This is a genomic window from Streptomyces sp. NPDC037126 (assembly GCF_055605965.1).
In genome coordinates, this window is sequence record NZ_JBVJTD010000010.1 from 125,224 (window position 1) to 139,449 (window position 14,226).

Genomic DNA, 14,226 nt, shown 5'->3' on the forward strand with positions numbered 1-14,226 from the left:
GATCTACTGCTGTGTGCCGCGTGCGGCCCCGAGGCCGTCCGGGTGACGACGGCGCCCGGCCCGGAGGGCGCCGCATGAGCACGAACCCGTCCCCCCGCCGCCGCACCCCCGCCCCGCCCCGCGAGGAGGTGCTCGCCGCCGCCATGGGCATGATCGCCGAGAGCGGACTGGAGAAGCTCACCATGGCGGGGCTGGGCCGGGAGGTCGGGATGAGCAGCGGCCACCTGCTGTACTACTTCCGCTCCAAGGACGAGCTGCTGCTCCAGGCCCTGGAGTGGAGCGAGGGCCGGCTCGGCGCGGAACGAGGCCGGCTCCTCACCCGCGCCGCACCCGCCCGGGACCGCCTGGCCGCGTACATCGACCTGTACGTCCCCGACGGGCACCGCGACCCGCACTGGACGCTGTGGCTGGAGGTCTGGAACCGTTCGCAGAACGCCGACGACGACGCCCGGGTGCGGCAGGCCGCGATCGAGGGCGCCTGGCACCGCGACCTGGTCGCGCTGATCGCCGAGGGGATCTCGCGCGGGGAGTTCCGGGCGGTGGACGCGGACCGCTTCGCGGCGCGGCTGCGTGCGCTGCTCGACGGGTTCTCGATCCATGTCGCCATCGGCCTGCGCGGCACGGACCGGGAGCAGGTGATGGCGCACGTGCGCGAGTTCATCGAGGACACGCTCCTGGTCCCGTAGCCGGGCGCCGGCGTGGACACACCCCGGGCGACCCCGGGAAGTCCACACCGGCGACCGCATCCTGAGACGGGCGGTGAGCCGCGGGCCGTGCTGTGCCAGACTTCCTCCGTGCTCTCGTTCGCCATGATTATTGGCAGCAGGCGCGCCGGTCCGCAGTGACCACCTCGTACGACCAGATGCGGGTGGCCACCGTCGTCCTCGACCCGCGCGCAGACCTCTCGCACCCGCGAGGGGTTTTTTCGTTTTCCGGCCCACCACCAGCCGGCGGCGAAGCGCGAGGGACCATTGGGGGGACGGTGGAGCCGGTCATTCCGGTAAGACCGAAGATCCACAACAGGAGCCTTGAGACCATGACCGAGACGGCACACAGCGAGCTCGACGACTCGTTCCACGTCTTCGACACCACGCTGCGCGACGGCGCGCAGCGGGAGGGCATCAACCTCACCGTCGCGGACAAGCTCGCCATCGCACGGCACCTGGACGACTTCGGCGTGGGCTTCATCGAGGGCGGCTGGCCCGGCGCGAACCCCCGGGACACCGAGTTCTTCGCCCGCGCGCAGGCGGAGATCGACTTCCGCCACGCCCAGCTCGTCGCCTTCGGCGCCACCCGCCGCTCCGGCGCGAAGGCGGCCGAGGACCCCCAGGTCAACGCCCTGCTGGAGTCGGGCGCGCCGGTGATCACCCTGGTCGCCAAGTCGCACGACCGGCACGTGGAACTGGCGCTGCGCACCACCCTGGACGAGAACCTGGAGATGGTCCGCGACACGGTGTCGTACCTGACGGAGCGGGGCCGCCGGGTCTTCGTCGACTGCGAGCACTTCTTCGACGGCTACCGCGCCAACCCCGAGTACGCCAAGGCCGTCGTCCGCGCGGCCTCCGAGGCCGGCGCCGACGTCGTCGTCCTCTGCGACACCAACGGCGGCATGCTCCCCGCGCAGGTCCACGCGGTCGTCTCCACGGTCCTCGCCGACACCGGCGCCCGGCTCGGCATCCACGCCCAGGACGACACCGGCTGCGCGGTCGCCAACACCCTGGCCGCCGTCGACGCGGGCGCCACCCACGTCCAGTGCACCGCCAACGGCTACGGCGAGCGCGTCGGCAACGCCAACCTCTTCCCGGTCGTCGCGGCCCTGGAGCTGAAGTACGGCAAGAAGGTGCTGCCCGACGGCCGGCTGCGCGAGATGACCCGGATCTCGCACGCCATCGCCGAGGTCGTCAACCTGACCCCGTCCACCCACCAGCCGTACGTGGGCGTCTCCGCGTTCGCCCACAAGGCCGGCCTGCACGCCTCCGCGATCAAGGTCGACCCGGACCTCTACCAGCACATCGCCCCCGAGCTGGTCGGCAACACCATGCGCATGCTGGTCTCCGACATGGCCGGCCGCGCCTCGATCGAGCTGAAGGGCAAGGAGCTCGGCATCGACCTCGGCGGCGACCGCGAGCTGGTGGGCCGCGTGGTCGAGCGCGTGAAGGAACGCGAGCTCAAGGGCTACACGTACGAGGCCGCCGACGCCTCCTTCGAGCTGCTGCTGCGCGCCGAGGCCGAGGGCAGGCCGCTGAAGTACTTCGACGTCGAGTCCTGGCGGGCCATCGTCGAGGACCGCCCCGACGGCACCCACGCCAACGAGGCCACCGTCAAACTGTGGGCCAAGAGCGAGCGGATCGTCGCCACCGCGGAGGGCAACGGCCCGGTCAACGCCCTCGACCGAGCCCTGCGCGTCGCCCTGGAGAAGATCTACCCGCAGCTCGCCAAGCTGGAGCTGGTCGACTACAAGGTCCGCATCCTGGAGGGCAAGCACGGCACCTCCTCCACCACCCGCGTGCTGATCTCCACCTCCGACGGCACCGGCGAGTGGTCCACGGTCGGCGTGGCGGACAACGTCATCGCCGCCTCCTGGCAGTCCCTGGAGGACGCGTACACCTACGGCCTGCTCCGCGCGGGCGTGGAACCGGCCGAGTAGGCCACAGTGGGGGCATGACCACCGACGGCACTGCCCCGCTCGCCCGGGCCCGCGTGGCGACCCGGCTGCCCGCCCTGGACCTGGACCGGGCCCGGCGCTTCTACGCGCAGAAGCTGGGCCTGGAGCCCGTGGACGAGCGGCCCGGCGGACTGCTCTACCGGTGCGGCGGCGTGGACTTCGTCGTGTTCCGCTCGACGGGGTCCTCGCCCGGCACCTTCACCCAGATGGCCTTCGAGGTGGACGACATCGAGGCGGCCGTCGCGGAGCTGCGCCGCCGCGGTGTGACCTTCGAGGAGGTCGACGCGCCCGGCCTGCACACCCGGGACGGCATCGCCGAGGTCGAGGGCAACTACCCGAGCAAGGGGGCCCGCGGTGAGCGCGGCGCCTGGTTCCGGGACAGCGAGGGGAACCTGCTGGCGGTCGGCGCGCCGGTCCGCTAGGGGGCCCGCCAGATGTTGTCGAAGGCGACGTTCTCGATGCGGCGCCGCTCGCGCACGGCCTCCAGTTCGGTGACCGCGTCGCCGACCGCGACCAGCACGGTGACCACCGCCTCGTCGCCGGGCTCCTCCTCCACCGGCCGCTCGGCCTGGATGCCGAGGGTGGCGGCGAGCCCGGCCAGGACCGGCTCGCGGGACCACCAGCGGTCGGCCGCGTGCCGCCGGGCCGGGGTGTCGGCCGCGGCCGCCTTCGCGGCCCGGTGGGGCCAGCGGTGTCGCTTCCCGGAGAGCTGCCCCTCGGCGTCCAGGACGTCGCCGTAGGCCGTGGCGAGCCCCTGCCCCCGGCGCCACAGCCAGTCCTCGACCTTCTCGTACGGCTCCTGCCGCACCAGCTCCGCACCGGCCTCGTCCAGCATCCGGTCACCCGTGGTCAGCACGGGACCGGGCACGATGCGCTCGTCCGCCAGGGTGAGCGCCCGCGCCCCGAGCAGGTCGACCAGCTCGGCCCCGGCGAGCGCCAGCGAAAGATCGCCCGGCTCCACGGGACGCTCCCCGGGCACGTCCAGACTGACGAGGAACAGATCCTGCGGTGTGGTCATGGGGACTCCAGGTCGACAGGCGTCAGGCGCGGCCCGGGTCGTTCGGGTGGGACTCCAGCGGGGTGACGGTGAGGCTCATCCAGGGCCGCAGCGGAAGGGTACCCAGCACCTTCTCGTACAGCTCCGCCTCGTCGTCGGCGCGCCACACGCCGATGCTGCGCGACTCGCCGACCGGGCGCCACAGCCGCGCCAGACGGCCGGTGGCGGCCAGTTCCCGGGCCCGCACGGCCTCGGCGGCCCGCCGTTCGGCGACCTCCTCCTCACCGGTGCCCTCGGGCACCGTGGTGGTGATCTCCACGAGGAACTCCCGCATGCTCCCACTCCCTCGGCGAGGCGTGTCCGGCTGGGGGACGCCGCTTTCCCTCATCGTCCCCCAGCCGACGGGCCGCCGCCGCTCAGGACCGCGCTACCGCAGCTTCCACTTCTGGTTCGCGGGCCCCGTGCGGGACCAGATCTGCGCCCGTGCCCCGTTCGTGGAGGAGTTGTCCGTGACGTCGAGGCACTTGTTCGCGGCAAGGTTCACCACGTCCCCGGCGGAGGCGTTGTACGACCACCGCTGGGCGCCCGTCCCGTTGCAGTCGTAGAGCTGGACCGCCGTGTCGTTGGCGGTGGCGGCTCCGGCCACGTCCAGGCACTTGCCGGCCAGGCCCACGAACGCGCCGGTGGTGGTGCCGCCGCCGGACTGGGTGCCGGAGCAGGTGAAGGTGGCCGAGGTCCTGCCCGGCAGCGAGTAAGTGGCGTGCTGCGCGCCCCAGTCGATGGTGACCGTCTGCGCCGAGCTTGCTGCCGTCCGGGTTGCGCCAGGCCACGCTGGGCACCGCGGTGGAGGCCGTGGAGGCGCTCCGCTGGGCGCCGGGACGGACGAACTTGGTCAGCTGGCCCATGTCGTAGTACTCGACGGTGTAGTCGACGGTCCCGCTCCTGTTCTGGTCCACGGCCAGCGACCACTTGGTCACCGACTTCGCCCCCCTTCCTCTCGGGTCGACAGAGCGGGGGTTGCGGCAAAGCTGACGTGCCGTCTTGACGGGCCTGTGCGGCCTTAGTTAACTCACGGCGTGATCTAAGACATGAGTGAACCATGAGAGCCAAGGGAAGGTCCATGCCAAGAACCGCCCTGCTCGTCTCCGGGGCCCTGCTCGCCGCCCTGCTGCCCCTGTCCGCCGCCGCCCACGCCGCCGCCGACCCCCCGCCCGTCCCCGTCGACCGCTTCGAGGGCGAGGTCCCCTTCGCCGGCCAGCCCGCCGACGGCATCTTCACCTGGGGGAGCGACGCCGACGACCCGCCCGCCCTCCGGCTGGCCGAGCGCGCCGACGCCCCCGAGGGCGCGAAGGTCCTCACCGGCACCTACGACATCAGCGGCTACGGCGGCTTCACCCACGACTTCGCCGCGGGCGAGCCGGCCCACGACTGGTCCGCCCACAAGGGCATCCGCTTCTGGTGGGACGGCCGGGACAACGGCAGGAAGATCGCCTTCGAGATCAAGGACGGCGGCGCGAACGGCGAGGCCTCCGAACTCTGGACGACCTCCTTCACCGACGACTTCACCGGCTGGAAGCAGGTCGAGCTCCCGTTCACCGACTTCGCCTACCGCACCGACTACCAGCCCGTGGGCGGCATCGACCACGTCCTCGGCCTCAGCCGGATGTGGGGTTACGCCGTCACGCTCCCCGTCGGCGTGAAGGGCGACTTCGCCATGGACGACGTGGAGCTGTACGGCAGCGCCGACCAGGCGCTGCGCGCCTCCGTCAGCACGGACGCGCCCGTCTACCCGGTCAGGGAGGGCGGCACCGCGAAGGTGCGGGTCACCCTGGCCACGACCGGGGAGCGGCCCGTCGACGACCCGGTGACCGTCGCCTACCGCACGGAGGGCGGCACCGCCACCGCGGGCAAGGACTACACCCCGGTCTCCGGCACCCTCACCTTCCCGGCCGGCACCCCCTCCGGCACCGTCCGCACCATCGAGGTCCGCACCCGCGCGGACCGTGCGGCCGGGCCCGCCGAGACCGTCCCGCTCAGGCTCACGGTCACCGGCGCCAGGGCCCCCGCCGAGGACCCGCAGATCGTCCTCGACGCGCACGGACTGCCGTACCTGGACCCGAAGCTGCCCGTGAAGAAGCGCGTGGCGGACCTGCTGTCCCGGATGTCACCGGCGGAGAAGGCCGGCCAGATGACCCAGGCCGAGCGCGGCGGCCTCACCACCCCCGGCGACATCGCCGGCTACAACCTCGGCTCGCTGCTGTCCGGCGGCGGCTCCACGCCCACCCCCGACACCCCCGAGGGCTGGGCGAAGATGATCGACGCCTTCCAGCTCCGGACCCGGGCCACACGGTTCCAGATCCCGCTGGTCTACGGCGTGGACGCGGTGCACGGCCACAACAACCTCTACGGCGCCACGATCATGCCGCACAACATCGGCATCGGCGCGACCAGGGACCCCCGGCTCGCCGAGCGGACGGGCGCGGTGACGGCCGCCGAGGTCCGCGCCACCGGCGTCCCCTGGGACTTCGCGCCCTGCCTGTGCGTCAGCCGCGACGAACGCTGGGGCCGCTCCTACGAGTCCTTCGGCGAGGACCCCGCCCTCGTGCAGTTCATGGAGACCGTCGTCCAGGGACTCCAGGGCCGGGCGGACGGCCGTGACCTGAGCCGCGACGACAAGGTCCTGGCCACCGCCAAGCACTTCGTCGGCGACGGCGGCACCGCGTACGGCTCCTCGACCACCGGCACCTACACGATCGACCAGGGCGTCACCACGGTCACCCGTGAGCAGCTGGAGGACATCCACCTGGCGCCGTTCCGCACGGCCGTACGACGGGGCATCGGCACGGTCATGCCGTCGTACTCCTCGCTCGACATCGCCGGCGACGGCAAGGGCGCGGTGAAGATGCACGCCCGCGGCGACATGATCAACGGCGAGCTGAAGGGCCGGATGGGCTTCGACGGCTTCGTCATCAGCGACTGGAACGCCATCGACCAGCTCCCCGGCGACTACGCGAACCACGTCCGCACTGCCGTGAACGCGGGCGTCGACATGATGATGGTGCCGTACACCTACAAGGACTTCAGCACCACGCTCGCCGACGAGGTGAAGGCGGGCCGGATCAGTGAGGCCCGGATCGACGACGCCGTCTCCCGCATCCTCACCCAGAAGTTCCGGCTCGGCCTCTTCGAGCACCCCTACGCCGACACGAGCGGCGCGTCCGCCATAGGCTCCCCGGCCCACCGCGCGGTCGCCCGCGAGGCAGCCGCCGAGTCGCAGGTGCTGCTGAAGAACAGCGGTGGGCTGCTGCCGCTGAGGAAGAGCGAGAAGGTGTACGTCGCCGGCTCCAACGCCGACGACATCGGCAACCAGACCGGCGGCTGGACCCTCACCTGGCAGGGCTCCTCCGGGGACACCACGCCCGGCACGACCGTTCTGCAGGGCATGCGCGCGGCGGGCGGCGACGTCACGTACTCCAAGGACGCCTCGGCCCCGACCGACGGCTACGACGTCGGCGTGGTCGTCGTCGGTGAGACGCCGTACGCCGAGGGCGTCGGCGACGTGGGCAACGGTCACTCCCTGTCCCTGTCCGCCGCGGACCAGGCGGCCGTGGACAAGGTGTGCTCGGCCATGAAGTGCGCGGTGCTGATCGTCTCCGGCCGGCCGCAGCTCATCGGCGACCGGCTCGGGAAGATCGACGCCCTGGTGGCCTCCTGGCTGCCCGGCACCGAGGGCGAGGGCGTCGCCGACGTCCTCTACGGCAAGCGGCCCTTCACCGGACAGCTCCCCGTCACCTGGCCCAGGTCCGAGTCCCAGCTGCCGATCAACGTGGGCGACCCGTCGTACGACCCGCAGTTCCCCTACGGCTGGGGCCTGACCACCCTGACCGAGGTGCCCGGGGGCGGGGCGACCGAACTGCGGACGCTCGCCGTGCGGGCGGCGGCGGCCGAGCGGGCCCGCGACGCCCGGACCGGACGCGCACTGGTCACCGAGGCCCGGCTGCTCGTCCAGCGGAAGGCGGGGGAGCGGATCACCGAGGCGCTGGCGAAGCCCTTCGCCGACGCCGACCACCTGCTGCTGACCGGACGGTACGGGAAGGCGCTGGAGAAGCTGACGGAGGCGTACCGGGCGGCATGACGGCCGCGCGATCCGAATGACCGGTTCTGGGGGGCTTCGGGTAGCTTCGAAGCATGAAGGCCGTTCCGCGGACCCGAAGCCTCCCGGCGCTGCTCGTGGCCGCCCTCGTCCTGGTCCTGGCGTCCGCGCTCACTCCCCGGGCGAGCGCGGACACCGGCATCTCCACCATCGCGCAGGCCCTGCGCAAGAGCCCGGTCTACGTCGACCCGGCCGCCTCCGGTCAGCTGTCGAAGGCGGACGCCGACACGCTCGCGAAACGGATCAGGGCGGCGGACAAGCCGCTGTTCGTCGCCGTGCTCCCGGCCGGCTACCCCACCGGACGGCTGTTCGCGAACCTGCGGGCCGCGACCGGCATCACCGGCCTGTACGGCGTGCGGCTCGGCGACCGCTTCGACGCGCGGGCCGACGCCTCCGTGATGTCCCCGACGGCCCGGCAGAACCTGGTGAACAGCGTCCAGGGTGAGAACGCCAGGACCCAGCTCACCGACTTCACCGACCGGGCTGTGGCCGACATGGGCGGCCACGCCCCGAAGAGCTGGGGCGCCACGGGCGGCCCGGGCGGCGCGTCGAGCACGGGCCTGATCGCCGTCGCCGCCGTGCTGGTGGCCGGCGGGGCCGGTGCCTACGTCCTGGTCCGCCGCAACCGCCGGCGCCGCGACGAGGAGCAGCGGGCCGCGCTGGAGCGGCTGCGGGTGGTCGTGGACGAGGACATCACCGCCTTCGGCGAGGAACTGGACCGCCTGGACTTCCACCCGGCGGAGGCGGGTGCCGACGACGCGATGCGCGCCGACTACGAGCGCGCCCTCGACGCCTACGAGACCGCCAAGCAGCGCATGGCCGAGGCGACGAGACCGGAGGACGTCCGCACGGTGACCCAGGCCCTGGAGGACGGCCGCTTCTCCCTCACCCAGCTGGCCGCCCGCCGGACGGGCCGTCCGCTCCCGGAACGCCGCCCGCCGTGCTTCTTCGACCCCCGCCACGGGCCCTCGGTCGTCGACGCCGCCTGGACCCCGCCGGGCGGCGCCCCGCGCGAGGTCCCGGTCTGCGCCGCCGACGCCACCCGCCTGGCCGACGGCCGCGATCCCGTGATCCGCGAGGTCGACACGGACCAGGGCCGCCGCCCCTACTGGGACGCGGGCCCGGCCTACGGCCCCTGGGCGGGCGGCTACTTCGGCGGCGGCATCCTCCCCGGCCTGCTCGTCGGCACCCTGCTCGGCAACATGATGGCCACCCCCTCCTACGCGGCCGACTACGGCACCGGGTACGGCGACTTCGGCGGGTACGGCGGCGACTTCGGCGGCGGCCACCAGGGCGGCGACGTCTCCGGCACGGACTTCGACCCCGGCGACTTCGGCGGCGGCTTCGACGGGGGCGGCGGCTTCGGCGGCGGAGACGGAGGGGACTTCGGCGGCGGCTTCGGCAACTGAGCCGCACGGGTGCCCTCGTCCGCCGCCGGGGGTGCCGCCGGGTCACCCCGGGGACGGCTCGTCCGGCCAGGCGGCGGGGCGGCGGACCAGGTCCGCCTCGCGCAGGACCGACCAGGCGTCCGCCACCGGGCCGATGTGGGCGAGCTTGTCGGGGTTGATGACCGTGTGGATCGTCCGGACCCGCCCGTCCTCGATGCCGAGCGCCCAGGTGTTGACGACCCTGCCGTCCCGGGTCCGGAAGACCGCGCCCGGCGCGCCGTTCACCTGCCGCGGCTCCACCACGCCCCCGATCCGCGTGAACGCGGGCAGCAGCACGGCGAGCAGCCGGGCCACGTTCTCGGCGCCGGTGATGCCCGTGCCCCACCGCGGTGCCTTGCCGCCGCTGTCGCCGGCCATGTGCACGTCGGCGGCGAGCAGTTCGCGCAGCCCGTCGACGTCGCCCTCCCGGAAGGCGTCGAAGAAGCGGCCGGCGAGTTCCTCGCGTTCCTCGGGCGCGGCCTCGAACCGGGGCCGGCCCGCGTCCATGTGGCGGCGCGCCCGCACCGCCAGCTGACGGCACGCGGCCGGGGAGCGCCCCACCGCCGACGCGACCTCCGGGAACCCGAACCCGAACACCTCGCGCAGCACGAACACCGCCCGCTCCAGCGGGCTGAGCCGCTCCAGCAGCAGGAGCGCCGCCGTCGACACCGAGTCGGCCAGCTCCGCCGACCGCTCCGGGTCCTCGTAGGGGTCGCTCAGCAGCGGCTCGGGGAACCAGGGCCCCACGTACGCCTCCCGCCGTACCCGGGCCGAGCGCAGCACGTCGATCGAGATCCGGGTCACCACGGCCGAGAGGAACGCCTTCGCCGAGGTGGGCCCGGCGGCTGAGCCCTGGTGGCGCAGCCAGGTCTCCTGGACCGCGTCCTCCGCCTCGCTCACGCTGCCGAGGATGCGGTAGGCGATCGAGAACAGCAGCGGGCGCAGCTCCTCGAACTCCTCGGTCCGCGTCACGCCAGCTCCGTCTCGAAGCCCTGCCGCCACGACGGGTGGCGCAGCTCCCAGCCGAGCTCCCGCTTGGCCTTGGCGTTGGAGAAGCCACGGCCCTCGGTCATGATCACCACTGCCTGCTCCCCGGCCGCGAGCCGGGCCAGCCACCGGGGGATCCGCATCGGCCGCTTGGCACCCGCGCAGGCCGCCAGATGCGGCAACCACTCGCTCGCCGGGGCCGGTTCGTCGTCGACGATGTTGAACACGCCCCGCGCCTTCTGCTCCAGCGCCAGGACGGTGGCGCCCGCCGCGTCGTCGAGATGCACCCAGGAGCTGTAGCCGGTGGCGCGACCGACTAGCGGGTACTGCCGCTTGCGCACCAGCTCGACCTGGTCGTCGATGGCGCCCGGCCCGTAGAACGCGCCGTACCGCAGGGCCGCGCCGCCGCTGCCGAGGACCGCGTCCTCCAGATGGCGCAGCGCCGTCATCCCCACGTGCGCGGCCGTCCCCTCCAACAGGTCGAGCGGGTCGTCCTCGGTCTTCACCCAGCCGCCCTCGCGGATGCCGTTCCAGCTCGCATGGCTCTGCGCGACGACGTGGGAGACACCGGTCGCCTCGGCGGCTGCCAGCAGATGGTCGGTCCCCTCGGTGCGCAGCCGGTTGGTGAGGGCGAACCAGCGGTCCGGATGCCTCAGATCGGGCTTGCCGGCGTGCGCCCGGGAGATCGCGGTCATCTGGTGCACGATCGCGTCGGGCCGCGCCTTCGCCACCGCCTCACCGACCGAGGCCGCGTCCAGCCCGTCCATCACGACCGCGTCCGCGCCGAGGCGCCGCAGCAGGCCGAGCCGCTGCGCGTTCGTCGTCGTCGCCGTGACCCGATGTCCACGGGCCACGAGCTGGGGAACCAGCCGCTGCCCCAGCACCCCGGCCCCGCCTGCCACGAACACCCGCATGACCATCACCCTCCCGATCGCTGTGGCTCTCCTCGCGATCTGAGACGAGACAGCGCGGCCGGATGTGACACGGGCGGGGCGGCAGGGCGGGTGCGGCAGGCGCCCGGATCAGTCGCTCAGTGCCAGTTTCAGCGCGAAGGCCGCGATGACCGTGCCGGTGACGCGGTCGAGGAGCCTGTGGGCTCCCGGCCTGCGCAGCCAGGCGCCGACGGCGGTGGCCGAGGCGATGAGGACCGTCGACCACACGAGGCCCATGACGATGTGGACGCAGGTCAGCAGGACGCCGGTGGAGAAGTGGGGCGCGCCGGGCGGGACGAACTGGGGGAGTACGGCGACGTAGAAGACGCCCACCTTGGGGTTGAGGAGGTTGGTCAGCGTGCCCTGGCGCCAGCCGGCGGACAGGGTGCCGGCGCCGGCCAGGGACTCGGGCGCGGGGGTGTCCGGCCGCTCGCCGCGGAAGGTGGCGCGGATCATGCGGGCGGCCATCCACAGCAGGTAGGCGGCACCGGCCCAGCGGAGCGTCTCGTAGGCGAGGTGGGAAGCGGTGAGCAGGGCGGTGACGCCGAGCGAGGTGAGCGTTCCCCACAGGAGGGTGCCGGTCTGGATGCCGAGGACCACGCCCCAGGCGCGGGTGCGTCGGCCGAGCGCGGCGGTGCGGAGTACGAGGGCCGTGTCCAGGCCGGGGGTGAGGGTGAGCAGCCCTACGACGAGGGCGAAGGACCACAACGCGGTGCTCATTGCCATGGAAGGTCATCTTCGCACGGACATGCGAGTGCCCGCTCTCCCGTTCTCCGGGTCGGCGGGCACGTCCACACCGCGGGCGCCGGGCGGCCTGCCCGGCCGCCGGGGGCTCACGCGTTCTTGATCGCGGAGATGTCGAAGTTCAGCTTGATCTTGTCGGAGACGAGGACGCCGCCGGTCTCCAGCGCCGCGTTCCAGGTCAGGCCCCACTCGGAGCGCAGGATCTCGGTCTTGCCCTCGAAGCCGACGCGCTCGTTGCCGAAGGGGTCCTTCGCGACGCCGTTGAACTCCAGGTCGATGCTGATCGGCCTGGTGACACCGAGGAGGGAGAGCTCGCCGGTGATGCGGTAGTCGTCGCCGCCCAGGGCCTCCGCCTTGGTGGAGCGGAAGGTCATGGTCGGGAACTCCTCGGTCTTGAAGAAGTCGGAGGACTTCAGGTGACCGTCACGGTCGGCGTTGCCCGTGTCGATGCTGTCCATCCTGATGTCCAGCGAGGCGGTGGAGGCGGTGGGGTCCGCGCCGTCCAGATGAAGGGTGCCGGTGAAGTCCTGGAAGCCGCCCCGCACGTTGGTGACCATCGCGTGGCGGGCCACGAACTCGATCGTGGTGTGCGCGGGGTCGATCGTGTAGTCGCCGGTCACCGCGGTCAGGTCGGGGCCGGCGGCGGCCGGCGCCGGGGTGGTCCCGGGGGTGCTGTCCTTGCGGCCGAAGATGCCCATGAGGTCCTCCTGGAAGTTTCTGTTTAACGTTCAACGAACCCAACGGAGACGACCGTAGACCTATTCCGTTCGATTTTCAACATCATCCGCAGGGTGTCTTCGTGATGACCTAAAGTCACCACATGTGGGGGCCGCGGGCCACCGGGGTGTTCCGGGAGGCCGGTCCGGCGCGGATTGGCCATGCTGGGCGAGGGGCCCCTTCCACGCGACAAGGAGCACGGTATGCCGACGGATCCGGTCGGACGATTCCTCACTGCCCTGGACCCGGATCACCGGGAGGCGGTCGGTGCCAGGCCCCGCGAGGAGCAGGAGAAGCTCGCGGCTGCCTGGGAACGGGAACTGGAGGCCGACACCGACCTCGACACCCTCGACGAGCTGTCCCCCGAGGCGGCGGAGGCGGAGGCGGCCCGCCGCGTCATGAACCGCACCTCCGGCTAGCCGGGGACGAAGGAGCCGGGCGGGAACGGTCCCTCGGCCGACCCGCCGGGCCGGGCCGCTCCGTGCCGCGTTCACCCGGACGGGTCAATCCCCGCGGCGTGTCGGGGGCTTGGCGCATGACCGGCCCCCAGGTGGTGAGAAATCCGGCATGGACGAACCGACATCGGGCGCCCCGCTGCCGGCCCCCCGCCGCCCGACCGTGTCCGACGTCGTGTTCACGGCGGACTTCACCTCCACGGCACAGTGGGTCGCGGGCCGCTCGTGGGCCTATCCGGACGGCGGCCCGGTCAACCCGGACGACGACAAGCTGGACTACCTGGTGTCCGACGCCGGCCACAGTCGCTCGGGGGTCTTCCGGGCCACACGCCGGCCGGACGGCAGATGGAACACCGGCCTGCTGACCACCGAGGGCAGCCCGCAGGGGTTCATGGTCCGGCCGGGGGACGTGCTGGAGGCGCGCGTACGGCTGCCCCGGGAGACCGGCGCCTGGCCGGCCATCTGGACCTGGCGGGACGGCGACCAGGAGATCGACGTCTTCGAGTACCACCCGGACAACCCCGACCTGCTGGAACTCACCAATCACGTGCACGACGCCGGTCACGACCTCCGTGACGACGCCGTGCGCCCGGGCGCCTGGGTGGACCTGCGCACCGAGTTCGGGACCCGCTCCGTGGCCTGGTGGCTGAACGGCACGCGGGTCTTCGCCGACGGTCGGGGCGTGGGGCGCGCCTGGCGGGCCTACCTCATCATCAACCTCTCCGTGTCGGCCGGGCGTTACCACCCGCCGCCCGCGCACGGGACGACCGAGATGTCGTTCGAGGTGAGCAGTCTCGTCGTGCGGCGTCCGTCCGCGCACGGGGGACGGCCCAGCGAGGCGGCCACGAGTGGGGGCGGGGAACCGGGGGTGTGACCTCGGCCCTGCCGTCGCCGTACCGCGCGCGGGCGTCACCGGCGTCACCGGCGAGCCGGTACGGTGGGGCGCGTGCTCCTGGCCGCCGGGTCCGGGGCCGTCCGCGCGCGGGCCGGTGAGGGTGCCGTTCTCCGGTCGGCGGACCGCCGTCCGAGGGGCCCCGTCACTCCGGGGATGGCATGTGCGCCCCGTTAATGTGAGGCGGTTCTCAGGTGACGGCTTTGTGGCACCCCCACAACACCGGCGCCCCCTGAGCAGTCGGAACGCCTGCACGC

Annotated in this window: 13 protein-coding genes and 1 pseudogene; 7 read left to right on the forward strand and 7 right to left on the reverse strand. The window is 72.9% G+C overall.

Going from position 1 to position 14,226, the window contains the following annotated elements; genetic code table 11:
* Nucleotides 1–74: 74 nt before the first annotated feature.
* From ACZ7FF_RS22660 to ACZ7FF_RS22670, 3 genes are all read left to right on the forward strand, one after another.
* Nucleotides 75–686 (forward strand): TetR/AcrR family transcriptional regulator, encoded by a 612-nt coding sequence (locus ACZ7FF_RS22660; protein ID WP_470814069.1) that lies wholly within the window; start codon nucleotides 75–77, stop codon nucleotides 684–686.
* A gap of 350 nt (nucleotides 687–1,036) precedes the next feature.
* Nucleotides 1,037–2,647, forward strand: coding sequence for a citramalate synthase (cimA, locus tag ACZ7FF_RS22665; RefSeq protein ID WP_470814070.1), 1,611 nt, complete (start codon nucleotides 1,037–1,039; stop codon nucleotides 2,645–2,647).
* A gap of 14 nt (nucleotides 2,648–2,661) precedes the next feature.
* Entirely contained in the window at nucleotides 2,662–3,087 is a 426-nt protein-coding gene (locus ACZ7FF_RS22670; RefSeq protein ID WP_470814071.1) for a VOC family protein, read from the forward strand.
* On the opposite strand, the gene ACZ7FF_RS22675 is transcribed toward ACZ7FF_RS22670, so the two are convergent.
* The 3 genes and pseudogenes from ACZ7FF_RS22675 to ACZ7FF_RS22685 form a co-directional block, all read right to left on the reverse strand.
* Nucleotides 3,084–3,683 carry a GOLPH3/VPS74 family protein gene (locus tag ACZ7FF_RS22675; RefSeq protein ID WP_470814072.1) on the reverse strand — a complete coding sequence of 200 codons (600 nt, stop codon included), beginning with the start codon at nucleotides 3,681–3,683 and terminating at the stop codon, nucleotides 3,084–3,086. The genes ACZ7FF_RS22670 and ACZ7FF_RS22675 overlap by 4 nt on opposite strands.
* Before the next feature lie 22 nt (nucleotides 3,684–3,705).
* Nucleotides 3,706–3,996: a muconolactone Delta-isomerase family protein gene (locus tag ACZ7FF_RS22680; protein ID WP_470814073.1), complete on the reverse strand. Its 291-nt coding sequence runs from the start codon at nucleotides 3,994–3,996 to the stop codon at nucleotides 3,706–3,708.
* A gap of 93 nt (nucleotides 3,997–4,089) precedes the next feature.
* A pseudogene (locus ACZ7FF_RS22685) lies at nucleotides 4,090–4,669 on the reverse strand (ricin-type beta-trefoil lectin domain protein); the annotation flags it as partial.
* A gap of 113 nt (nucleotides 4,670–4,782) precedes the next feature.
* Between ACZ7FF_RS22685 and ACZ7FF_RS22690 the strand changes: the two are divergent.
* Nucleotides 4,783–7,797: a glycoside hydrolase family 3 protein gene (locus ACZ7FF_RS22690; protein WP_470814074.1), complete on the forward strand. Its 3,015-nt coding sequence runs from the start codon at nucleotides 4,783–4,785 to the stop codon at nucleotides 7,795–7,797.
* A gap of 53 nt (nucleotides 7,798–7,850) precedes the next feature.
* A complete protein-coding gene (locus tag ACZ7FF_RS22695) occupies nucleotides 7,851–9,224 on the forward strand; it encodes a hypothetical protein (RefSeq protein ID WP_470814075.1) in 1,374 nt (457 codons plus the stop codon).
* Nucleotides 9,225–9,266: 42 nt separating this feature from the next.
* Here the strand turns inward: ACZ7FF_RS22695 and ACZ7FF_RS22700 are convergent, their stop codons facing one another.
* The 4 genes from ACZ7FF_RS22700 to ACZ7FF_RS22715 all read right to left on the reverse strand — a co-directional run bounded on the left by ACZ7FF_RS22700 (nucleotide 9,267) and on the right by ACZ7FF_RS22715 (nucleotide 12,603).
* Nucleotides 9,267–10,214, reverse strand: a complete 948-nt coding sequence (locus ACZ7FF_RS22700) for an RNA polymerase sigma-70 factor (RefSeq protein WP_470814076.1) — start codon at nucleotides 10,212–10,214, stop codon at nucleotides 9,267–9,269.
* Entirely contained in the window at nucleotides 10,211–11,149 is a 939-nt protein-coding gene (locus ACZ7FF_RS22705) for an NAD-dependent epimerase/dehydratase family protein (RefSeq protein WP_470814077.1), read from the reverse strand. Before ACZ7FF_RS22705 ends, ACZ7FF_RS22700 begins: the two co-directional genes overlap by 4 nt.
* 102 nt (nucleotides 11,150–11,251) lie before the next feature.
* A complete protein-coding gene (locus ACZ7FF_RS22710; RefSeq protein ID WP_470814078.1) occupies nucleotides 11,252–11,887 on the reverse strand; it encodes a LysE family translocator in 636 nt (211 codons plus the stop codon).
* A 107-nt stretch (nucleotides 11,888–11,994) separates the two neighbouring features.
* Nucleotides 11,995–12,603, reverse strand: a complete 609-nt coding sequence (locus ACZ7FF_RS22715; protein WP_470814079.1) for a YceI family protein — start codon at nucleotides 12,601–12,603, stop codon at nucleotides 11,995–11,997.
* Between the two features lie 222 nt (nucleotides 12,604–12,825).
* Here ACZ7FF_RS22715 and ACZ7FF_RS22720 point away from each other — a divergent pair, with 222 nt between their 5' ends.
* A complete protein-coding gene (locus ACZ7FF_RS22720; protein WP_470814080.1) occupies nucleotides 12,826–13,041 on the forward strand; it encodes a hypothetical protein in 216 nt (71 codons plus the stop codon).
* Between the two features lie 148 nt (nucleotides 13,042–13,189).
* Entirely contained in the window at nucleotides 13,190–13,951 is a 762-nt protein-coding gene (locus tag ACZ7FF_RS22725; protein WP_470814081.1) for a beta-glucanase, read from the forward strand.
* Nucleotides 13,952–14,226 lie beyond the last annotated feature (275 nt).

Excerpts from the sequence above, each read along its gene's own strand:
- ACZ7FF_RS22660 (WP_470814069.1), top strand. The coding sequence starts at position 75 with ATGAGCACGAACCCGTCCCCCCGCCGCCGCACCCCCGCCCCGCCCCGC.
- ACZ7FF_RS22690 (WP_470814074.1), top strand. The coding sequence starts at position 4,783 with ATGCCAAGAACCGCCCTGCTCGTCTCCGGGGCCCTGCTCGCCGCCCTG.
- ACZ7FF_RS22725 (WP_470814081.1), top strand. The coding sequence starts at position 13,190 with ATGGACGAACCGACATCGGGCGCCCCGCTGCCGGCCCCCCGCCGCCCG.
- ACZ7FF_RS22715 (WP_470814079.1), bottom strand. The coding sequence starts at position 12,603 with ATGGGCATCTTCGGCCGCAAGGACAGCACCCCCGGGACCACCCCGGCG.
- ACZ7FF_RS22675 (WP_470814072.1), bottom strand. The coding sequence starts at position 3,683 with ATGACCACACCGCAGGATCTGTTCCTCGTCAGTCTGGACGTGCCCGGG.
- ACZ7FF_RS22720 (WP_470814080.1), top strand. The coding sequence starts at position 12,826 with ATGCCGACGGATCCGGTCGGACGATTCCTCACTGCCCTGGACCCGGAT.
- cimA (WP_470814070.1), top strand. The coding sequence starts at position 1,037 with ATGACCGAGACGGCACACAGCGAGCTCGACGACTCGTTCCACGTCTTC.
- ACZ7FF_RS22710 (WP_470814078.1), bottom strand. The coding sequence starts at position 11,887 with ATGGCAATGAGCACCGCGTTGTGGTCCTTCGCCCTCGTCGTAGGGCTG.
- ACZ7FF_RS22680 (WP_470814073.1), bottom strand. The coding sequence starts at position 3,996 with ATGCGGGAGTTCCTCGTGGAGATCACCACCACGGTGCCCGAGGGCACC.
- ACZ7FF_RS22695 (WP_470814075.1), top strand. The coding sequence starts at position 7,851 with ATGAAGGCCGTTCCGCGGACCCGAAGCCTCCCGGCGCTGCTCGTGGCC.
- ACZ7FF_RS22705 (WP_470814077.1), bottom strand. The coding sequence starts at position 11,149 with ATGGTCATGCGGGTGTTCGTGGCAGGCGGGGCCGGGGTGCTGGGGCAG.
- ACZ7FF_RS22670 (WP_470814071.1), top strand. The coding sequence starts at position 2,662 with ATGACCACCGACGGCACTGCCCCGCTCGCCCGGGCCCGCGTGGCGACC.